At 31.9% G+C, this 21,665-nt stretch carries 17 protein-coding genes and 1 riboswitch; all 17 genes read right to left on the bottom strand.

From position 1 onward, the window contains the following. Nucleotides 1-39 precede the first annotated feature (39 nt). Complete coding sequence (locus tag D2A34_RS21535; RefSeq protein ID WP_119367887.1) at nucleotides 40-2,481, bottom strand: triple tyrosine motif-containing protein; 2,442 nt, start codon at nucleotides 2,479-2,481, stop codon at nucleotides 40-42. A gap of 264 nt (nucleotides 2,482-2,745) precedes the next feature. Then, nucleotides 2,746-3,177: a YaiI/YqxD family protein gene (locus D2A34_RS21530; protein WP_079439153.1), complete on the bottom strand. Its 432-nt coding sequence runs from the start codon at nucleotides 3,175-3,177 to the stop codon at nucleotides 2,746-2,748. A 7-nt stretch (nucleotides 3,178-3,184) separates the two neighbouring features. Continuing rightward, on the bottom strand, nucleotides 3,185-4,534 hold the full coding sequence (locus tag D2A34_RS21525) for a glucose-6-phosphate isomerase (protein ID WP_079439154.1): 1,350 nt from the start codon (nucleotides 4,532-4,534) through the stop codon (nucleotides 3,185-3,187). A 268-nt stretch (nucleotides 4,535-4,802) separates the two neighbouring features. After that, entirely contained in the window at nucleotides 4,803-5,198 is a 396-nt protein-coding gene (locus D2A34_RS21520) for a FliH/SctL family protein (RefSeq protein WP_079439155.1), read from the bottom strand. A gap of 720 nt (nucleotides 5,199-5,918) precedes the next feature. Next, nucleotides 5,919-7,460 carry a glutamine-hydrolyzing GMP synthase gene (gene guaA, locus D2A34_RS21515; protein ID WP_079439156.1) on the bottom strand — a complete coding sequence of 514 codons (1,542 nt, stop codon included), beginning with the start codon at nucleotides 7,458-7,460 and terminating at the stop codon, nucleotides 5,919-5,921. 195 nt (nucleotides 7,461-7,655) lie between these two features. Further along, a complete protein-coding gene (gene guaB, locus D2A34_RS21510) occupies nucleotides 7,656-9,113 on the bottom strand; it encodes an IMP dehydrogenase (RefSeq protein ID WP_119367886.1) in 1,458 nt (485 codons plus the stop codon). A gap of 136 nt (nucleotides 9,114-9,249) precedes the next feature. Beyond that, nucleotides 9,250-9,347, bottom strand: a riboswitch (purine riboswitch). Nucleotides 9,348-9,474: 127 nt separating this feature from the next. Continuing rightward, nucleotides 9,475-9,921 (bottom strand): type II secretion system protein, encoded by a 447-nt coding sequence (locus D2A34_RS21505; protein WP_242966002.1) that lies wholly within the window; start codon nucleotides 9,919-9,921, stop codon nucleotides 9,475-9,477. A 200-nt stretch (nucleotides 9,922-10,121) separates the two neighbouring features. Continuing rightward, nucleotides 10,122-11,747, bottom strand: a complete 1,626-nt coding sequence (gene groL / locus D2A34_RS21500; protein ID WP_079439158.1) for a chaperonin GroEL — start codon at nucleotides 11,745-11,747, stop codon at nucleotides 10,122-10,124. An 88-nt stretch (nucleotides 11,748-11,835) separates the two neighbouring features. After that, nucleotides 11,836-12,120 (bottom strand): co-chaperone GroES, encoded by a 285-nt coding sequence (gene groES, locus D2A34_RS21495; protein WP_079439159.1) that lies wholly within the window; start codon nucleotides 12,118-12,120, stop codon nucleotides 11,836-11,838. Nucleotides 12,121-12,434: 314 nt separating this feature from the next. Continuing rightward, the gene (locus D2A34_RS21490; RefSeq protein WP_119367885.1) at nucleotides 12,435-13,925 is read right to left on the bottom strand and encodes a 4Fe-4S dicluster domain-containing protein; all 1,491 of its coding nucleotides are present in this window, start codon (nucleotides 13,923-13,925) and stop codon (nucleotides 12,435-12,437) included. A 417-nt stretch (nucleotides 13,926-14,342) separates the two neighbouring features. Beyond that, the gene (locus D2A34_RS21485) at nucleotides 14,343-15,275 is read right to left on the bottom strand and encodes a DNA-3-methyladenine glycosylase family protein (RefSeq protein WP_079439161.1); all 933 of its coding nucleotides are present in this window, start codon (nucleotides 15,273-15,275) and stop codon (nucleotides 14,343-14,345) included. A gap of 111 nt (nucleotides 15,276-15,386) precedes the next feature. Then, nucleotides 15,387-15,791 (bottom strand): C-GCAxxG-C-C family (seleno)protein, encoded by a 405-nt coding sequence (locus D2A34_RS21480; RefSeq protein WP_079439162.1) that lies wholly within the window; start codon nucleotides 15,789-15,791, stop codon nucleotides 15,387-15,389. 484 nt (nucleotides 15,792-16,275) lie between these two features. After that, nucleotides 16,276-17,442 (bottom strand): NADPH-dependent butanol dehydrogenase, encoded by a 1,167-nt coding sequence (locus D2A34_RS21475; protein ID WP_119367884.1) that lies wholly within the window; start codon nucleotides 17,440-17,442, stop codon nucleotides 16,276-16,278. A 178-nt stretch (nucleotides 17,443-17,620) separates the two neighbouring features. Beyond that, nucleotides 17,621-18,469 carry a 3-hydroxybutyryl-CoA dehydrogenase gene (locus D2A34_RS21470; protein WP_079439164.1) on the bottom strand — a complete coding sequence of 283 codons (849 nt, stop codon included), beginning with the start codon at nucleotides 18,467-18,469 and terminating at the stop codon, nucleotides 17,621-17,623. A 184-nt stretch (nucleotides 18,470-18,653) separates the two neighbouring features. Next, nucleotides 18,654-19,661 (bottom strand): electron transfer flavoprotein subunit alpha/FixB family protein, encoded by a 1,008-nt coding sequence (locus D2A34_RS21465; RefSeq protein WP_079439165.1) that lies wholly within the window; start codon nucleotides 19,659-19,661, stop codon nucleotides 18,654-18,656. A gap of 22 nt (nucleotides 19,662-19,683) precedes the next feature. Continuing rightward, nucleotides 19,684-20,463: an electron transfer flavoprotein subunit beta/FixA family protein gene (locus tag D2A34_RS21460; RefSeq protein WP_079439166.1), complete on the bottom strand. Its 780-nt coding sequence runs from the start codon at nucleotides 20,461-20,463 to the stop codon at nucleotides 19,684-19,686. Between the two features lie 13 nt (nucleotides 20,464-20,476). Continuing rightward, on the bottom strand, nucleotides 20,477-21,616 hold the full coding sequence (locus tag D2A34_RS21455; RefSeq protein ID WP_079439167.1) for an acyl-CoA dehydrogenase: 1,140 nt from the start codon (nucleotides 21,614-21,616) through the stop codon (nucleotides 20,477-20,479). Nucleotides 21,617-21,665: the final 49 nt, after the last annotated feature.

Genomic DNA, 21,665 nt, shown 5'->3' with positions numbered 1-21,665 from the left:
TAACCTTCCTCCAAAATTTATCTTAAGTTTATTTTCGAACTATTCTTTAATATCTTTAACGTAAAATGTTATTTTATCATAATCTTCATAGCTAACTTTTTTATAATAGCTCTTTGCCAAAGCTAAAATATTGTACTTTCCTGGGACAAATGGCATAAAACTATAGTAATGCTTTTTACTATAAGCCTGTACTTTTCTCCAATTGTTATTCTCCATTAAATAAAATTCATAACATACATCCTTGCCGCCTCTGCTTATAACTTCAAAAGTTAACTCTTCATTTATTTTTCCTTCTAGTCTATTAGTTATTATTTTAGTCTCTATTACTGGCGCAGCCTCACTGACATGTAAAGTTATTTGTTTCTTTGAATCAAATTCTCCCTTACATTTTAAATTCTTAGCATAAACCTCTATGGTGTATTTACCCGCGATTTTAGGAATAAACCTTAGCTTCTTATTTTTTGAAAACTCTGTTTGTTCAATTGAATGCCCATTAATCTTAGTTTCATATTTTACCAGAACGCTTTGAGTATTTTGGATGATACATTCAAATTCTATGGTATCTCCAATCAAATAAGTTTCTTTATAAGGTAAAATTATATAATCTATCTCTCCTGGTAAATACTCCATAGCCTTCAAATTAATAAATGTCTGCGCATCATAAATCTTGTCTGAATACTTATCCTTAAGCATTATTTCCACTTCATATTCCCCAACTTCTTTAGGCATAAAATTAATCCAGTTAGATCTATTATACTCTATACTTTCTACCTTTTTATTATCCTTTCTTATTCTAAAGGCATATTGGAGTTGTGTTCCGCCTTCACCATTCACCATTATGTTAACAGTCTCTCCAGCAATAATTTTCTTTTCTTTATCAATCACTATATCTAAAACCTTTACTGGTTTCTTGCCCTTCTTTTCAATAGTGAATGCAATTTTCTTAATATCTTCATATTCACCTTTATAATTTATATCTTTAACATATAATATTACTTCATACTCTCCAGCTTCCATGGGCGTCCATACAAATTCATCCTTATCACAAAAACCAGTATCTTCTTCAATAGGTCCTTTTACATTATATCTATATTGTAACGTACTTCCCCCCTGAACTACTGAAGTAAATCTTATATCTGTTTCACTTGCTTGTGGAGAGTTCAAATTGGCTACAAAACTATTAATCTTAATGTCTTTATAAGGCTTAACATTGTAAACCAAAATAGCTCTATCATCATATTCTTTATTAGATAATATACTCTTAACTAAGCATAGAATCCTATAATTCCCTGATTCAAGCTCTCTATAATAGACATCATTCTTGGTTGAATAATCCTGTATACAGACCGATTTTCCATCCTTAGATATCTTATAGAATTTATATAATAATACTATATTTTCTTCTAATTGTTTCTCAATGTTAGTTTCTACTATAAATCCAAGTTTATCTCCTACTATTAACGATTTATTTAAACATTTGAAATTCACTATTTCTGCCTTTGCAGTATCTATAACCTTTATTTTTATAGTTTTATAATCTTCAAAATTTTCAGCGGATTCCATCCTCTTGCATTGGATTAAAAACTCTTTTTCTCCTATTTCGGTTGCTGTATATCTTAGAATATTTACTGTATCATAATCTCTTACTATATCCCACTGATCTTTCTTTCTAAGATAAAATCTATATAAATATTCCCCATCATTATTGGTATTAACTTCTATAGAACATTTTTCTCCGACCATAATTTCTTCTTTATCAATAACAACATCCGCTATAATTCCCAATTCTAATCCAATGCTATTTTCTAAATTTCCCGTTTCTGATCTACCGTTCTCTAACATCACTTCATGAAGGATTTCATTGGTGTTACATTCTATATTAATTTCTTTATTTTTAGTTTCAGATAGAGCTATTTCATCTCTTCCTTTATCATCAATTCCAACGAAAACTTCTTTTTCATATCTTGAAAGCTCTTGGGCATCTAAAAACACTATATTTTCTTCAGAGCTATTTATCAATTCTCTAAACTCTTCGTTAATAAGAGGATTCTCTTCTTTAAGATTCAGTAAAGTTTTTTCTTCATTATCTATTATATTCTTAAAAATCATGTTATCTTCACTTTCATTAACAGCTTTATCAACAGATTCTTCATATCCACCCATATAACTAACAGCCTCTCCCTCTACTATTGAATAGCCTTCTTTAGCTAAATAATCTAAAGACTTTTTTCCATCTTTCTCTCTAGCTTGCACCATAACCATATACTCTCCTTCCCTTTTAGGTTTCCACACACATCTATTATTCCCAGAAAACTCCTGAATAGTATTCCAAATTCCACCCTTACCAACTATGAATTTATATTCTAAATTTTCTACTTGCCCATTATCTATTCTACTTAGTATATTTATATCCGTACCAATCTTTTGTGGTGTCTGCTTATCAAAAATGATTTCAACATATTTCAACTGAAGTTCTTCCATAAAGTTCATACCCCTTCCACAACGCTTCTCAAACCACTCCTTATTTATATTATACATTTATACCAATATTTGTAAATAACTTCAGCTATTTTTTATTTTGATTATATCATATTTTTCTATTTAAACTCATATATATAACGTACTTTTTCGTAAGAATAATAACAACTGTTAAGTCCAATCGAAGATCAATAAATTATTGCCCTAATATTCTTCACCCTTATAAAATATCAATAAAAAAAGAAGCCTATTACAAGCTTCTAAAGATTAACTTCTTATAAGTTTTATTAAATTTCTTTCTAGTCTTACATCATCTTCTTCTGTTCTCTTTTTATGATTAGAGGTTCTCCCTCCACTTCTTCTTATTTTTTGAGATATATGTCTTTCTTCTAGCATTCTATCGATATTCTTTTCATCATATATGAATCCTTTTGGATTTATTACTTTTGCCCTTTTAGACAAACATATTGCTGCCACACCATAATCTTGTGATACAATTATGTCTCCCTCTTTGGTTTCATTCATTACGTACATATCCACGCTTTGAAATCCACTATCAACAACTTTGACCTGACAATAATCACTTTGAATAAAATGGTGAATATCACAATATATTATTACTGGAATCTCATGATCCTTTGCTGCTCTTTCAATAATGGAGATGCCCGGACAGGCATCTCCATCAATTATTATTTTCATAATTAAATTAAAGTCTCTTTTCTAGTTCGGCCTTCATTTCTTCAAATCCTGGCTTTCCTAGTAATGCAAACATATTTTTCTTGTATGCTTCAACTCCTGGTTGATCAAATGGATTTATTCCTAATAAATGTCCACTGATTCCGCAAGCTTTTTCGAAGAAGTAAACCATATATCCAAAATAATATGCTGAAATTTCTGGTACGCTTAATACCATGTTTGGAACTCCACCGTCATTATGAGCTAATAAAGTTCCTTGGAATGCTTTCTTATTTACAAAATCCATAGTTTTTCCAGCCAAGAAATTTAGTCCATCTAAATCGCTATCAGCTTCTTCTATATTAATCTCATATTTTGCTTTTTCTATATTTATAACTGTTTCAAAAAGTACTCTTCTTCCATCTTGAACATATTGTCCCATTGAGTGAAGGTCAGTACTAAAGTCAACTGCAGCTGGGAATAATCCTTTACCGTCTTTACCTTCTGATTCTCCATATAATTGTTTCCACCATTCGTTAAAGAAATGAAGTGATGGCTCATAGTTTACTAATACTTCAATAACTTTACCTTTGTTATATAAAGCATTTCTAACAGCAGCATATTTGTATGCATCATTTTCTTTAATTGATGGAACTGAGTACACTTCTCTTGCATCAGCAGCACCTTTCATCATTTCATCAATATCGATTCCAGCAGCAGCTATTGGTAGCAGTCCAACTGCAGTTAATACTGAGAATCTTCCTCCAACATCATCAGGCACTACGAAGCTTTCATATCCTTCTGCATCAGCTAATGTTTTTAATGCTCCTCTAGCCTTATCAGTTGTAGCATATATTCTCTTTCTTGCTTCATCTACTCCGTACTTATTTTCTAAATAAGTTCTTAAAATTCTAAATGCAATTGCAGGTTCTGTAGTAGTACCTGATTTTGAAATTACATTTACACTTATATCTTTACCTTCAACAGCTTGTAAAAGTTCTGCCATATATGTTGAACTAATATTATTTCCTACATAAAAAATTTTAGGAGCTTTTCTCTTATCACTATCTAACGCATTATGAAAGTTATTTGTTAGCATTTCAATTGCTGCTCTAGCACCAAGATATGATCCACCTATTCCTATAACTATTAAAGCATCTGAATCAGATTGAATTTTTTCTGCTGCTTTTTTTATTCTAGAAAACTCATCCTTATCATAATTTACTGGAAGGTCAACCCATCCTAAAAAATCATTCCCTGCTCCTGTTTTATTGTGTAACTTATCATGTGCACTCTTAACCATTTCTTCCATATAATCAATTTCAGTTAGGTTTAAATAAGGTGCAACTTTTGATAAATCTAACGATATACCTTTACTCATTTTCTTATCCTACCTCCAAACACAATTATTATTAAAAATTCTATTTTATTATATCACAAATTATCCAAATGATATCTTTAGTTTTATTTTTTTCACAAATATATAACAATTACTAAAATTATTAGGTTCTATTTAGTTTTTCTATGCTTTATTTTTACTATATACATAAATTAATATACATTTATTTAATCATGTTACTAATAAATATAGAGGAATATAAAAACATCCCTCTATATTTATATTATAATTCTATATAATATTTAATTGATTAACAGCAGCATCTGCATTTACAACAACAGCATTTATTTTTTCTTATATACTCCAGAACTTCTTGTTTTGCCTTTTCATAACCATCTTTATATCCTTCTTGATATCCTGCTGTTTCTCCCTTTGTTTCTCCATCCTCAAGACCATCACAATATCCATCTCTATAACCATCGTTATAAGCATCTTCTAATGCGTCAGCTAAACGATCATGGTCACATCTACGACGGCAATCATTAGTATTATTAGCACCAAGAGTTCCACTAGGATTATTACAATTTCTTCTATCTGTATCTCCAAGTTCCTCTCCACAACGAGGTCTGCAATTTCTTCTGTCTGTATCTCCAAGTTCATCCCCACAGCGAGGTCTGCAATCTCTACAATTATATCTGTTCTCCATTTTATTCTCTCCTTTGTAATTGGCTATATAGCCCTATAATAAAGCACAAAAACTCGCAACTCTAATAATTGCCTAGTATTATATTATGCCGATTCATTATATTTGTTATTGGTTAAGTAAAAATAAGTATTCCACTATATAAGAAACTCAAAACGCTTTTCATAAATTAAACAGCTTAATATCCAAAATACTAAGCTGTTTGTTTATGAATTATACACCAAAAAGAGTAGTCTTACGACTACTCATAATATTACTAAATTTAGTTTATATTTTTCCTTTTTACAACTTAATCACTTCATAATATATAACTTATCAGTTTTTTCTTTACTATTGTTTATCAGACGCGGTACCTATTTTACGAACTAGCGCCACACATATAATTATTACTAATAATATTATTGACATATGTACCCCTCCTTAATTTCTTCTACATGTTCATGATACTATACCTACGTAAACGTATCAACCTGTAATTAGTGGGGTATCATGAAAATAAATTTTACTTTTCCATTGGATTCCTGCATATTATTTTACTTACATTTTAGTTATTAATTTTTACTCAATTTATATTCACTTGTAAACCAGATATTTTTGTCTCACTGGTAGTATTTCTAAAATTAATAAAAAAAGCAGCTTAGATATTACACTTTTCAGATAATATCTAAACTACTATATTCTTCATTAACTTATCTAATTATCTTATTTAGCTAACCTTACTATCTATTCAAATTCTATAGTAGCTGGAGGCTTTCCTGTACAATCATACATTACACGATTTACCCCTTTTACTTCATTTACAATTCTAGTTGTTACTTTTCCAAGTACTTCCCATGGAAGATCTGCTGATTCTGCAGTCATGAAATCACTTGTGGTTACAGCTCTAAGGGCAATTGCATAATCATAGGTTCTCTCATCACCCATAACGCCTACTGAACGCATGTTAGTAAGCGCTGCAAAGTACTGACCAATTTCTTTATCAATACCTGCTTTTACAATTTCTTCACGATAAATTGCATCTGCTTCTTGAACTATTTTAACTTTTTCAGCTGTTACTTCTCCAATGATACGTATTCCAAGTCCAGGCCCTGGAAAAGGTTGTCTGAATACTAATTTTTCAGGTATATCAAGTTCGAGTCCTGCCTTACGTACTTCATCTTTAAATAATAACCTAAGAGGTTCTATTATCTCTTTAAAATCAACATAATCAGGAAGACCTCCAACATTATGATGTGATTTTATAACTGCCGATTTTCCAAGACCACTTTCAATTACATCTGGATAAATAGTTCCTTGTACAAGAAAATCAACTATTCCTATTTTTTTAGCTTCCTCTTCAAATACTCTTATAAACTCTTCACCAATAATTTTTCTCTTTTGCTCCGGCTCTTCTACTCCAGCTAACTTTTCATAAAATCTTTCTTGTGCATTTACGCGAATGAAATTCAAATCATATTGACCATTAGGTCCAAATACTTCTTCAACTTCATCACCTTCATTTTTACGAAGTAATCCATGGTCAACAAATACACATGTTAATTGCTTTCCAACAGCCCTTGAAAGTAATACCGCTGCTACAGATGAATCAACTCCGCCTGATAATGCACATAATACTTTACCATCTCCAACTTTTTCACGAATTTCTTCAATTGTCTTCTCAACAAACGAATCCATTTTCCAATCACCAGCACACCCACAAACATTATATACAAAATTTGAGAGCATCTTTGTACCTTCTTGCGTATGCATAACTTCTGGATGAAATTGAACTGCATATAAATTTTTATCTTCACATTCCATAGCCGCAACTGGACATACTGGAGTATCAGCTATTATTTTAAAACCTTCTGGTTCCTTTTCTATGTAATCAGTATGACTCATCCAACAAATTGTTGAAGGTGATATTCCTTCAAAAAGTTTAGACTCTACATTTATATTGACTTTTGTTTTCCCATATTCACTTACAGGTGCCGTTTCAACTTTTCCTCCAAGCATATGAGCCATAAGTTGAGATCCATAACATATACCAAGTATAGGTACTCCTACTTCAAATATAGCTTTGTCGCATAAAGGAGAATCTTCACCATATACACTGTTTGGTCCGCCTGTAAAGATAATTCCCTTCGGATTCATTTCCTTTATCTTATCAATGCTTAAATCATAAGGATGAACTTCACAATATACGTTACATTCCCTCACTCTTCTAGCAATCAATTGATTATATTGTCCACCAAAGTCAATAACTAAAACTAAATCTCTTTTCATGTTCTCCTCCTAAACTGTTCTTATAAATTCTATTATCGACTAAATAAATCTTTTTATCAATAAATTAAGACAAATTTCTCCGGAAAATTTATAAATATTAATATTAAAAACCTTAACTAAATATTACTTAAGCAAATTAAGTAATGCACAGTTCACATAAATGATACATTCTTTAACAGTGAACTGTGCATATTACTATTGTCCTACACTATAATTAGGTGCCTCTTTAGTAATATTAATATCGTGTGGATGACTTTCTCTATATCCAGACGCTGTTTGAACAACAAAATTAGCTGTTTCGTATAATAAATCAAAGTTCTTCGCTCCTAGATATCCCATTCCTGATTGAATTCCGCCCATTAATTGGAATATAGTATCTGAAACAAATCCTTTATATGCAACTCTTCCTTCTACACCTTCTGGAACTAATTTCTTATTACCTTCTTGGAAGTATCTATCTTTAGATCCACATTCCATAGCAGCTAAAGATCCCATTCCTCTATAAACTTTATAACTTCTTCCTTGATATATTTCCATTTCTCCTGGAGCTTCTTCACAACCTGCAAATAATGATCCCATCATAGCAACAGATGCTCCAGCTGCTAAAGCTTTTACCACATCTCCTGAATACTTAAGTCCACCGTCAGCAATTACAGGAACTCCATATTTTTTTCCTACTTCTGCGCAATCCATAACTGCTGTTAATTGAGGAACTCCAACGCCTGCAACTACTCTAGTTGTACAAATTGATCCAGGTCCAATACCAACCTTAACACAATCCGCTCCAGCTTTTATTAAATCCTCTGTAGCTCCAGCTGTAGCAACATTTCCTGCTATAACTTGAAGATCTGGATATACTTTTTTAATTTGTGTAACAGCATCTAAAACACCTTTTGAATGTCCATGAGCCGTATCAAGTGTTATAACATCAACATGAGCCTTAACTAACGCATCAACTCTTTCCATCATATTTCCTGTAACACCTACTGCTGCTCCGCATAATAATCTACCTTTACTATCCTTAGCTGCATTAGGGAATTTTTTAACTTTTTCAATATCCTTCATTGTAATTAAGCCCTTTAAAACTCCGTCTTTATCAACCAAAGGTAACTTTTCTACTTTATGCTTCTTAAGAATTTCTTTTGCTTCCTCTACTGTTGTAGTTTCAACTGAAGTTATTAGATTGTCCTTTGTCATTACTTCTGAAATTTTTCTTTGATAATTTGTTTCAAAGATTATATCTCTATTTGTAATTATTCCGATTAGCTTTCCTTCCTTAGTTGTAATAGGAACTCCTGATATTCTATATTGAGACATTAAATTTTCCGCATCTTGAATTAGATGGTCTTCTGATAGGAATATAGGATCAGTAATAACTCCATTTTCTTGTCTTTTAACTCTGTCTACTTCTTTTGCTTGCTCTTCGATAGTCATATTTTTATGTATAATTCCGATTCCGCCTTCTCTTGCCATTGCTATTGCCATTTTAGATTCAGTCACTGTATCCATACCAGCACTCATTAAAGGGATATTTAATTGTATTTTCTTTGTTAAATTTGTTTTTGTACTTACCTCTCTTGGTAATATTTCTGATTTGTTCGGAACTAATAACACATCATCAAAAGTATATGCAGTCTTAATTATTTTAGCCATTATAAATCCTCCTCAGTTTTGAATAATTCGCTTCATTTTTATATATTTATGATTTATTTCTTGCATAATTTATTGTATAAAAAAAGCACATTAACCCCAGAAGTGACGTTAATATGCTAATAAAAATCTAATTTTAGCCTATACTAATATCACTCATAGTCGGAATTTTACGGTTTCCGGTAGATACTCCTTGCCATATTCAAGGTATATACAAGTTTTTAAATGTGCTATGTTTTGAATTAAAACTATTATAATGTATGTACAATATAAAGTCAATCAATTTGAAGCTAAAATTGCATTTTTTGATGTTACTATTTTCACAACTATCTTTTACTAACAACTTTGTAAATGTAAAGCTGCACTAACTGTTATTAGTTACATTAGTAATAGTTGCAGTTCTTAACACGTCAGTATTTCCGTCTATATCAAATTCTGCGCCATTTACAATAAGCTGACACTGATTTAAAGTAGTTGTATCTGGCAAATTCTCCAAGTTAATATTCTCTAAATATTTCTCCACCCCATCTTTAGTTTTCATATTTGATACTGTTGTTGTGCCTTGTAATTCACCATATTTTAACTTATATGACTCGGCAGCCATTACAACTTTTCTGGATTGGTCAACTACTTTGGTCTTTTTCGCTTCCTTTATATATCCGGTAACCTGTGGTACAATTACGCTTGCTAAAATTCCAATTATCGCCATTACTGCTATAAGTTCAATTAATGTAAATCCCTTTCTTTTTCTATGAACTATTTTTCCATTCTTTAGATTAAGTCTATCCATAATTATTTGTTTAGTTTTCATACATCACTCTCCGTTTTTATTTTTTTGTATATCTCAAATATTGCCAGTTTATTCAAGTAATATACAAGGATAAAAAATAAAAAAAGAACGAAACTGTATAAACAATTTCGTTCTTTTTTATTACATACACCAAGTAAATTAATTATATAAAACTCAAGATTATTTGTATTTTAATAAATTAAGACTTATTCTTCAATTTATTAGTACATTCCATCCATTCCCATTCCTGGAGCACCTGGCATTGCTGGTTCTTTTGCTGGAATCTCAGCAACTGCTGCCTCTGTTGTTAAGAATGTTGAAGCTACTGATGCCGCATTTTGAAGAGCTGATCTAGTAACCTTAGTTGGATCAACTATTCCACCCTTAATCATATTGATATATTGATCATGTAATGCATCATATCCTATACCAGGTTCACTATTCTTAACCTTCTCAATTATTACTGAACCTTCTACCCCTGCATTAGTTGCTATTTGTCTTACAGGCTCTTCTAATGCTTTAACTATTATATTTATACCAACTTGTGTATCCGGAACATCTGAAGTTAACTTAGCAACTTCTTTAATCGCATTAACATAAGCAGTACCACCACCAGATACTATGCCTTCTTCAACAGCAGCTTTTGTTGCAGCCAAAGCATCTTCGATTCTAAGTTTCTTTTCTTTTAATTCAGTTTCTGTTGCTGCACCAACTTTGATTACCGCAACTCCCCCAGCTAATTTAGCTAATCTTTCTTGTAATTTTTCTTTATCAAATTCTGAAGTTGTTTCTTCAATTTGAGCTTTTATTTGGTTAATTCTTTCCTTAATTGAATTAGAATCACCTTTCCCGTTAACTATTACAGTGTTTTCTTTACTTACTTTAACACTATCAGCTGTACCTAGCATATCAATTGTAACTTCTTTTAACTCTCTTCCTAATTCTTCAGCTACAACAGTTCCACCAGTTAATGTTGCAATATCTTGTAACATTTCTTTTCTTCTATCTCCGAATCCTGGCGCTTTTACAGCTACACATGTGAATGTTCCTCTTAACTTATTTACTACTAATGTAGCCATTGCTTCCCCTTCGATATCTTCAGCAATGATTAATAGTTTCTTACCTGATTGGACTATTTGTTCCAGTACTGGTAAGATTTCTTGAATATTTGAAATCTTTTTATCCGTAATTAATATATATGGGTTTTCTAGAACTGCTTCCATTTTTTCAGTATCTGTTGCCATATAAGGTGATACATATCCTCTATCAAATTGCATACCTTCAACTACATCCAATTCTGTTCCCATTGATTTAGATTCTTCTATAGTGATAACGCCTTCGTTTCCTACTTTTTCCATAGCATCTGCTATCAACTTACCTACTTCTTCATCAGCAGCTGAAATTGCAGCAACTCTAGCGATGTCTTCTTTTCCATCTACTTGCTTAGAAATCTTTTTGATTTCTTCAACAGCTTTATCTACAGCCATTTTTATACCAGTTCTTATTAAGATTGGATTAGCTCCAGCTGTTACATTTTTTAATCCTTCTCTGATTATTGCTTGAGCAAGTAAAGTTGCAGTTGTAGTTCCATCTCCGGCTACATCGTTAGTTTTAGTTGCAACTTCTTTAACTAATTGAGCTCCCATGTTTTCATATGGATCTTCTAATTCTATTTCTCTAGCAATTGAAACTCCATCGTTTGTTATTAATGGTGCTCCGAACTTTTTATCTAATACAACATTTCTACCTTTTGGTCCTAATGTAACTTTAACTGTATCAGCTAGCTTATCTACACCTACTTGCATAGCTCTTCTTGCATCTTCTCCGAATTTTAACATTTTAGCCATTTATATTACACGCTCCTTTATTATATGTTATTTATTATATTTCATAATTTCAATTTTATTTTACTAATTAAGCAATATAAATATAGTACTATTCAACTATTGCTAATATATCGTCTTGTTTTAATATTGTATACTCTTCTCCGTCAACCTTAACTTCTGTTCCAGCATATTTAGAGTATAGAACCTTATCTCCAACCTTAACTTCCATAGCTACTCTATTTCCATCTACAACTGCTCCAGGACCTACTGCAACCACTTCTGCTTCTTGTGGTCTTTCCTTTGCAGCACCAGTTAAGACTATTCCACTTTTAGTCTTTTCTTCTGCCTCTAATTTTTTAATTACTACTCTTTCACCAAGTGGTTTAATGTTCATGAAAAAACCCTCCTTAAAATATATATATAATTTATTTGTATTTAAATTTCTGTTAGCACTCATTACTGTCGAGTGCTAACATAATTATAATATCCTTTATAACCATATAATTCAAACATTACTTCTAATATTATATCCCTTTTTTCAGCGAATATTACTTCTTATCTCAAAATATATCCCATTTGCTTAATTTTTCTCTGTTTTATTTATTTTTTTATATGCATTTATTTTTCCATATATATTCATATAAAAAGCTATTTAAAAATAAAAACCCAAATCAGATGAGATTACCGATTTGGGTTTTTATTCTTATATTATCTTTCTAAATTTACATCGTGGTATTCTTCCAACACTTTATTTGATAATACACTCTTGATTGTTGTTTGTTGGTTCAACTTAGTAAATGGAGCTTTAGCTTTCATTACAGATACGATTTTAGCTGCTCCGTTTATACAACCACCTTCGCACATCATACCTTCGATGAAGTTCCCTTGTAACTTTCCTGCCTTAGCCATTGTCATAGTTTTCTTGATGTCTGCACCACCTGAAACCTGAACCGGCTTAAATTCTACTTCAACGCCTTTTTCTTGTACGTAATTTTGTATTGCAGCTGTTAATCCTCCACCAACAGCAAAATTTCTACCAAAAATTGAAGCTTCATCAACTATTATATCTTCACACGCAGCTGGATCAACTTCAAAAGCGTCAAATAAAGCTACTATCTCTTCAAATGTTAACACATAATCAACTGCATCTTTTATTGAATTAATTAGTGCTTCATTTTTCTTTGCAGTACATGGCCCTACAAATACTACCTTTGCATCCTTATCTTTAGACTTTATATATCTGCCTGTCGCCACCATAGGAGAAACGGTTCCTGAAATTTTTTCTGCTTGATCTGGCATCATCTTTTCAATGTAGCTTAAGAATCCTGGACAACATGAATTTGTCATGTAACTGTCTCCCTTTTCCATTCTTTCTACAAATTCATTACTTTCATGTACAGTTACTGCATCTGCTCCACACGCAGCTTCTAGCATATCTTTAAAACCTAAAGCTTTAATTGCATTCTTAACTTGTCCATAAGTTGTCTTTGGACCAAATTCGCCTGTAATAGCAGGTGCAACTACAGCATAGATATTTTTATCTTCGTTCATCAATTCATAAACAACTTTAACTAAAGAACTCTTATCTTCTATAGCTCCAAATGGACATGCTGACATACAAGCACCGCAATTTACACACTTGCTTTCTGTAATTTCAGCACTTAGATCTTCTGCATTATAACTTAACGCACCTGTTGGACACGATTTTTTACATGGTCTCATATCCTCTGCGATAGCATCATAAGGACATGCTTTCTTACACATTCCACATTCTTTACATTTGTCAGGTTCTATATATGCTCTTCCATCAACATATGTAATAGCTCCAAAATTACACACACTTTGACACTTGTGAGCTACGCAGTTTCTGCAAGAATCAGTAACTTGAAATTTCTTTGTTGGACATCTATCACATGCTTCTTTTATAACATATAATATTTGATTTTTATCTTGTACATCGATCAAATCTTGTCCATGTTTACCATTTGGCTCATAGCCAGCTGCGAGCTTTGCTCTTTCCAATACTACATTTCTTTCTTGTTCAACAGTATCCCTATAAGTAGGAGTCTCCCCTTCAATCATAGCAAATGGAATTTTTTCTAACTCCTCTTTACTGATTTTGTTCTCCTTTGCCAATAATGCAACTCTAGTAAGAACCTCATGCTTTAGTCTTAAAAGTTGATTTTCAAATTGAAACATTATACACACACTCTCCCATGAATATTTTTTATCTTTCTTAATTTCATGAGATAATTATAACATACTCTTGTTAAAAATATAACAAGTATTCCGTAATTTAAATTTTCTGAATTTTTCCATTTATTTCTCTATACTCACTTACTTAAGAAAACATCTACATTGTCGCTTCAATAAGCATTTTTTATTTTTTCATCTCCGTATATTAACATATCAATTTCCCATAAAAATTCACGATATCTAGATGCAATATGACTATACCAAACTACTTTAAATGATAAAATTTTGTCATTAATTTTTTAGTCCCTGAAGTTTTTTTAGTGAATATATTAAAATAGATGAATTAAGAACATAGAATAAAAAGTCTAGAAATTAGCAATCTAGACTTTCTTATATCCATTCTTATGTTATTATAAAAACCTAATCAACACTAATCTTGTTTTCTCTCGCATAGTAAAATAAATATTGTTGTGCAAATCCAGACAATTTACCAAACTTATTTCTTGCGAATATTCTAATCTTATTTAATGATGAATCTTCAGCTCCATAAAAATGGATCATTGCTCGTTTAACCCATACATCTACTGGAAATGCAGAAGTTTTCTCCATAGAGAATAACATAATGCAATCAGCTACTTTTGAACCAACCCCTTTAAATTCTTGAAGGGCATCATGACATTCATCATCACTTAAGTTTCTTATGTAATTCAAATCATATTTACCATATGGACATTCTTCGTTAATACCGGGATTATCCACTTCATTTATTGAGGCATTATATACATTTTTAATTGTATCTACTATATACTTACTTCTGAAGGAAGCACCTGTTTCTTGTATATCTTCTAAACTCGCATCTTTAATTTCATCTATGCTTGGAAAGGCATAATAAATCGTTCCTTTATAATTGATTTCTTTACCCCATTTAGTTGATATTTTATTAACTGTCTTTTTTATTGATGGTATATTATTTCTAGCTGAAATAATAAAACTAAGCAACATTTCAAAAGGATCTTGGTTTAGAACTCTAACACCGTATCCAAACTCTATGCTTTGCTTAAGTAATGTATCTTTTGAAAGATCTTCTTTTATAATTGAATAATCTCTACCTAAATCAAAATATCTAAGCCAAATATTATTAAAATCCTCCCAAGTTGTATTGTAAATTATTACGTTATTCCCTTCCTCTTTCACCTCTATTAACTTTCCAAATGCTATAACAATAAAATTATTCTCTTCTATTTCCCAAAATCTAAAAATTTGTCCACACTCAAATATATGTCTTAATTTAAAATTCTTAACTTCTTCTATCATTATATAATCATCGTAAGATTTTACAGCTTTATAATCCATGTTTGTGTTCTCCTCTTAACATTAAATAAGCATTGTGTTCAATCCACAAATACCCATAATAGTTGTTCTCTTATTCTATAAATACTTTAACTTTATACAAAAATAATTGTGCTAATTGTTTTTTCTTTCAATGATAATAGTTTCTAAAATTTCTGCACCTTTCTCTATCATTAGTGTACACCGTTTTATATCTATATATTCCTTCTTCAAGTCAATGCATTTTATAAATCTAAGACTTTCATTGAATTTATTTATAAACTCTCTTGTTATTTCTGCGACTATCGGACTCTTATGCCCACTTATTTCAGTGAACATGATTCCAATTACTCCGACAGCTCCCGTAATAACACCACAAACATCACCTGTTGACATTCCACCACCAAACCCTGACATAGTTTTTAGAGTTTGTTTTGATAAATTCAAATCATATTCTTCATTAGCAGCGTACATGATAGATTCTGCACAATTTAAATCATACTCTTCTTTACGATATTTCTTTACCATTTCACTAAGCATTTGCACTCCTCCTTATCAAAAGTTATTATTATTTAGTATATTATATCACTTAATCTTATACTATGGTTTATTTATCTAACTAATATGTAAAGTTTTGTATTTGTAGGGTGATCTAACTTCCTTCATTTTGCATTTCACATAACGATAAATCAAGTATACCTGAGTTTATACTTATATATACATCACCAGAAAGAGAAGGTTCTCCTTTACTCAGTGTTGCATTGAAAATGAAACTGTAGGTATTTCTTCAGTAAAAGTTGTTCAATTTCCGATTGTCTAACGAGCAATCAGAAATTGTGCAACTTTTACTGATAAGTGAGAATCCAAATTTTATATTTGGTCACTCGAACTCACTCAGCAAACAGAGTGAGTTGGGCTTCACTTTTTCACAGTTTTATTTTCTAGCAATCAAGTAACAGAGAACCTTCTCTTTTGGATGGCCATCACATAAGTATGACCTCAAATTATTTATATATACGAGATATTAGAAATCAACCTTATTTCCGTAATATACGCATTCGAATATCTTCTTCATTTCATCTTTATTTATTTGTCTTGGATTTGAGCCTGTGCAAGCATCTCCAACTGCTCTTTCCGAAATTAAATCAACCTTTGCTTTAAATTCTTCTTCATCAATACCATATTCTTTTAAAGTTAGTGGAATAGACATCTTTTTATTAAATTCTTGTATTAAACTTGTCAACGAATCTACTAATTCATTATCAGTTTGTCCGCTCAATCCGAGACTTCTAGCTATTTTAGCATATCTATCTGCTGCAGCCTTCTTATTAAAGTCAATTACATATGGTAAATATATAGCATTTGCACATCCATGAGGTATATGGAATACTGCACCTGTCTTATGGGCCATACTATGAGTTATTCCTAACAATGCATTTGAGAATGCCATACCTGCTAAGCATTGAGCATAATGCATTTGTTCTCTAGCATCGTTATCTCCTTCAAATGATTTTATTAGATGCTCATTAATCATTTCAATAGCTTGTACGGCTAGTGGATCTGTAAATGGTGAATGTAATGTTGCTACATAAGCTTCAATCGCATGAGTTAATGCATCCATTCCAGTATGAGCTGTTAATGTAGGAGGCATTGTTTCAGCTAAATCTGAGTCTACTATAGCTATATCTGGAGTTATATTAAAATCAGCTAAAGGATATTTGATTTCAGTCTTATAATCTGTGATTACAGAAAATGCAGTTACTTCTGTTGCTGTACCGCTTGTTGATGGAATAGCTAAAAACTTAGCTTTTTGTCTAAGCTCTGGTAATCCAAAAGGAACTACAGCTTGTTCAAAAGTAAAATCTGGGTACTCATAGAATATCCACATTGCTTTTGCTGCATCTATAGGAGATCCACCCCCCATAGATATTATCCAATCTGGATTAAACTCTCTCATCACTTCAGCGCCTTTAAATACTGTTTCAACTGATGGGTCTGGTTCAACACCCTCTATTAATTTAACTTCTATGCCAGCTTCATTTAAGTAGTTCACTGCTTTATCCACAAACCCGAATTTCTTCATTGATCCGCCACCAAGTACTAATACCGCTTTCTTTCCTTTAAGGTTCTTTAATTGTTCTAGTGATCCTTTTCCATAATAAACGTCTCTTGGTAATGTAAATCTCATCATAATTTAATACCTCCTAGAAATGTTAACTTAATTTTAGGAATATTCAAACAATTTCCTATATTAGAATAATTCTATATAAATAATAAAAATCCTTTACATTCTAAATAAAAAAATTCCCAAAAGTAAATTTCTTTTGGGAATTTTCATAATCTTCATACTATAATTTATTTAGGCAGGATTATTTAGAATAATCGTAGAATCCTTTTCCTGATTTTCTTCCAAGCCATCCAGCTCTAACATATTTTCTTAGTAAGCTGCTAGCTCTGTACTTATTATCTCCTGTTTCAGTAAATAAAACATCCATAATAGCTAAACAAACATCTAATCCAATAAGATCTCCTAAAGCTAAAGGTCCCATTGGATGACCAGCACCAAATTTCATAGATGTATCGATATCTTCAACTGAAGCAATTCCTTCTTGTAAAATGAATGTTGCTTCATTGATCATTGGAATTAAGATTCTGTTTACAACAAATCCTGGAGCTTCAGCAACTTCTACTGGAGCTTTTCCAATTGCTTCTGACAATTCTTTAACTGCATCAAAAGTTTCTTGAGAAGTTGCAGCACCTCTGATAACTTCAACAAGCTTCATTACTGGAGCTGGATTAAAGAAATGCATTCCGATAACTTTATCTGATCTCTTTGTTGCTGAAGCAACTTCAGTAATTGATAAAGATGAAGTATTTGAAGCTAAAATTGTTTCTGGCTTACAGATTCCATCTAATTCAGCAAAGATTTCTTTCTTAATTTTCATGTTTTCGATTGCAGCTTCAACTACTAAATCGCAGTCAGCAGCTAAATTCATATCAGTTGTTCCTGAAATTCTTGAAAGGATAGCTTCTCTATCTTCTTCAGTCATTTTTCCTTTAGCAACTAACTTTTCTAATCCTTTAGCTATTCCAGCTATTCCTCTGTCAACAAACTCTTCCTTTATGTCTCTTACTATTACTTCGCAACCTTTTTGAGCGAATGCTTGAACGATACCAGCACCCATAGTTCCTGCTCCAAGTACAAAAATCTTTTTCATGAATTATTCCTCCTCAAATTTTTATCATTATAGATATCCTTAGTTAAAGCATCTCTACATTAACTAAGGATTATTTTTATAATTATTAGCTTTTTAATTATATGTTAACTAATTTTACTTACTGTTATATTATTAGCTTTAACAAATAGAATATAACAAGAATTTATTTTAATTAATCTAGTAATTATTCAGCACTCTTTATTTCTTTAACTTGAGCTATTAATTCTGGTACTACCTTTGCAACATCTCCAACTATAGCGTAATCTGCAATTTTCATTATTGGAGCTGAATCATCTTTATTAACAGCAATGATTAAATCAGAGTCTTGCATACCTGCAACGTGTTGGATAGCTCCTGAAATACCACAAGCTATATATATTTGTGGTCTTACAGTCTTACCAGTTTGACCTACTTGGTAAGCTCCATCAATCCATCCATTTTCAACAGCAGCTCTTGATCCACCAACTGTTCCTTCTAAAGCAGCAGCTAATTCTTCAAGAAGTTTGAAGTTTTCTTTGCTTCCAACCCCTCTACCACCTGCAACGATGAAATCTGCTTCAGCGATATCTACGATATCTTTTTTAGCTTTGATAGTTTCTAAAACTTTAGTTCTAACATCGCTATCAGCTAATTGAACTTGAACCTTTTCAATGTTACAGTTTGCTGGATCAGTAGTGATTTTTGCAAATACTCCTGGTCTTACTGTAGCCATTTGTGGTCTATGATCTGGACATGCGATTGTAGCCATTAAGTTACCACCAAATGCTGGTCTTGTAGCTAAAAGATCTCCATTTGTAACATCTACATCAATTGATGTACAGTCAGCAGTTAATCCAGTTGATAATCTAGCAGCTATTCTTGGACCTAAATCTCTTCCGATGAAAGTAGCTCCTACGAATAATATTCCTGGTTTTCTTTCATTTGCTAAATCACAAATAACTTTTGTGTAAGCATCAGTTGTATAATGTTCTAAATTTTTATCATCAGCAACTAAAACTTCATCAGCACCATGTTCAGCTAAAGTTTTAGCTAATGCTTCTATATTATTTCCAAGTAATAAAGCTGTTAACTTTACTCCTAATTCATCAGCAATTCTTCTACCTTCTCCAAGTAGTTCTAAAGATACTTTTTGTAATTCGCCTTCTCTTTGTTCAGCAAAGACCCAAACGCCTTTGTAATCTGCTATATTCATAATAAATTACCCTCCTATTATCTTAGATGTAGTGTTTTTCTTTTAATTTTCCAACAACATAGTATGCTGCATTTTTAGGTGATTCTCTAACAATTTCTCCTGCGCCCTTAACTTCTTTAGTCATTGACTTCTTAACCTTTGTAGGTGAACCTTTAAGTCCTAATTCAGCTACATCTACATCTATATCAGCTGCGCTCATAACTTTGATTTGATCATCAGAAGTTGAGAATATGTTTGCAACGTGCATATATCTAGGTGCATTTAATTCTTCGATTGCAGTTAATAGACATGGAGTCTTAACTTCTACTACTTGATGTCCATCTTCTAATGCTCTATTTACTATTAATGAATTCCCTTCAACTTTAACATCTTGAACATAAGTTACTTGAGGAATGTTTAAATGTTCAGCTATTTCTGGACCTACCTGTGCAGTATCTCCATCAATCGCTTGTCTTCCAGCAAATACTATATCATAGTCTAATTTAGCTATAACCCCAGCTAATGCTTTTGAAGTTGCTAATGTATCAGCTCCCCCAAGTGCTCTATCTGTTAATAGGATAGCCTCATCAGCTCCCATACATAACGCTTCTGTCAATGTTGCTTTAGCCATTGGAAGTCCCATTGTTACAACGGTAACTTTTCCACCTAATTGTTCTTTTAATTGTAATGCACCTTCTAATGCGTGCTTATCCTCTGGATTCATTATTGATGGAACACCATCTCTTATTAATGTACCAGTCTTAGGATCTATTTTTACAGCTGTAGTATCTGGAACTTGTTTTACACAAACTACTATATTCATTATAAAAGTCCTCCTATCTTAAAATGCTTCCTGCGATAACCATCTTTTGAACTTCTGAAGTTCCTTCATAGATTTCAGTTATCTTAGCATCTCTCATCATTCTTTCTACTGGGTATTCTTTAGTGTAACCATATCCACCAAAGATTTGAACTGCTTTAGTTGTAACTTCCATTGCAACATCTGCAGCAAATAATTTAGCTCTTGCAGCATCAAGTGAATAAGGTTCACCTGCTTGTTTCTTACATGCAGCTTTATATACTAAATGTTTAGCAGCTTCAATTTTAACGTCCATTTCAGCAATGTACCATTGTAATCCTTGGAATGCTGATAATGGTTTACCAAATTGTTTTCTTTCTTTCATGTAGTTAACAGCTTCTTCAAAAGCACCTTCTGCAATACCTAAAGCTTGAGCTGCTATACCAATTCTTCCTCCATCAAGAGTCTTCATTGCTATACCAAATCCCTTACCTTCTTTACCAAGTAAGTTTTCTTTTGGTACTATACAGTTTTCCATTACTAATTCAGTAGTTGAAGATGCTCTAATACCCATCTTATTTTCATGCTTTCCTACTGAGAATCCTGGGAATGATTTTTCTACTACAAATGCAGAAATACCTTTAGTTCCTTGACTCTTATCTGTCATAGCAAATATTATGAAAGTTTCAGCAACTCCACCATTTGTTATGAATATCTTTGAACCATTTAAGATATAGTTGTCTCCATCTAATACAGCAGTTGTTTGTTGTCCTGCAGCATCTGTACCAGCACCTGGTTCAGTTAAACCGAAAGCTCCAAGTTTTTTACCACTACAAAGATCTGGTAAATATTTTTCTCTTTGAGCTGGAGTACCGTTTTCGTTAATTACTGACGCGCATAATGATGTATGAGCTGAAAGTATAACTCCTGTAGTACCACAAACTTTTGATAATTCTTCTACAGCTATTATGTATGAAAGAACATCTCCGCCTGCTCCACCAAATTCCTTAGCGAATGGGATACCCATTACTCCTAATTTAGCCATCTTTTCAACATTTTCCATAGGGAATCTTTCTGTCTCATCAATTTCAGCAGCTATTGGCTTAACTTCATTTACTGCGAATTCTCTGATCATTTGTTGTACTAATTGTTGTTCTCTAGTTAATTTGAAATTCATTAAATTACCCTCCTTGTTATTTAAACCTATTCGATAACAAACTATATAT

Source organism: Clostridium chromiireducens (assembly GCF_003575225.1).
Lineage (GTDB): Bacteria > Bacillota > Clostridia > Clostridiales > Clostridiaceae > Clostridium > Clostridium chromiireducens.
Note: the sequence above shows the minus strand (reverse complement) of the source record. Positions and strands in the feature narration are given on the sequence as shown.

What these genes read in the sequence shown, in the direction of transcription:
- D2A34_RS21535 (WP_119367887.1), bottom strand. Translation starts at nt 2,481, where the DNA reads ATGGAAGAACTTCAGTTGAAATATGTTGAAATCATTTTTGATAAGCAG.
- D2A34_RS21530 (WP_079439153.1), bottom strand. Translation starts at nt 3,177, where the DNA reads ATGAAAATAATAATTGATGGAGATGCCTGTCCGGGCATCTCCATTATT.
- D2A34_RS21525 (WP_079439154.1), bottom strand. Translation starts at nt 4,534, where the DNA reads ATGAGTAAAGGTATATCGTTAGATTTATCAAAAGTTGCACCTTATTTA.
- D2A34_RS21520 (WP_079439155.1), bottom strand. Translation starts at nt 5,198, where the DNA reads ATGGAGAACAGATATAATTGTAGAGATTGCAGACCTCGCTGTGGGGAT.
- guaA (WP_079439156.1), bottom strand. Translation starts at nt 7,460, where the DNA reads ATGAAAAGAGATTTAGTTTTAGTTATTGACTTTGGTGGACAATATAAT.
- guaB (WP_119367886.1), bottom strand. Translation starts at nt 9,113, where the DNA reads ATGGCTAAAATAATTAAGACTGCATATACTTTTGATGATGTGTTATTA.
- D2A34_RS21505 (WP_242966002.1), bottom strand. Translation starts at nt 9,921, where the DNA reads ATGAAAACTAAACAAATAATTATGGATAGACTTAATCTAAAGAATGGA.
- groL (WP_079439158.1), bottom strand. Translation starts at nt 11,747, where the DNA reads ATGGCTAAAATGTTAAAATTCGGAGAAGATGCAAGAAGAGCTATGCAA.
- groES (WP_079439159.1), bottom strand. Translation starts at nt 12,120, where the DNA reads ATGAACATTAAACCACTTGGTGAAAGAGTAGTAATTAAAAAATTAGAG.
- D2A34_RS21490 (WP_119367885.1), bottom strand. Translation starts at nt 13,925, where the DNA reads ATGTTTCAATTTGAAAATCAACTTTTAAGACTAAAGCATGAGGTTCTT.
- D2A34_RS21485 (WP_079439161.1), bottom strand. Translation starts at nt 15,275, where the DNA reads ATGGATTATAAAGCTGTAAAATCTTACGATGATTATATAATGATAGAA.
- D2A34_RS21480 (WP_079439162.1), bottom strand. Translation starts at nt 15,791, where the DNA reads ATGCTTAGTGAAATGGTAAAGAAATATCGTAAAGAAGAGTATGATTTA.
- D2A34_RS21475 (WP_119367884.1), bottom strand. Translation starts at nt 17,442, where the DNA reads ATGATGAGATTTACATTACCAAGAGACGTTTATTATGGAAAAGGATCA.
- D2A34_RS21470 (WP_079439164.1), bottom strand. Translation starts at nt 18,469, where the DNA reads ATGAAAAAGATTTTTGTACTTGGAGCAGGAACTATGGGTGCTGGTATC.
- D2A34_RS21465 (WP_079439165.1), bottom strand. Translation starts at nt 19,661, where the DNA reads ATGAATATAGCAGATTACAAAGGCGTTTGGGTCTTTGCTGAACAAAGA.
- D2A34_RS21460 (WP_079439166.1), bottom strand. Translation starts at nt 20,463, where the DNA reads ATGAATATAGTAGTTTGTGTAAAACAAGTTCCAGATACTACAGCTGTA.
- D2A34_RS21455 (WP_079439167.1), bottom strand. Translation starts at nt 21,616, where the DNA reads ATGAATTTCAAATTAACTAGAGAACAACAATTAGTACAACAAATGATC.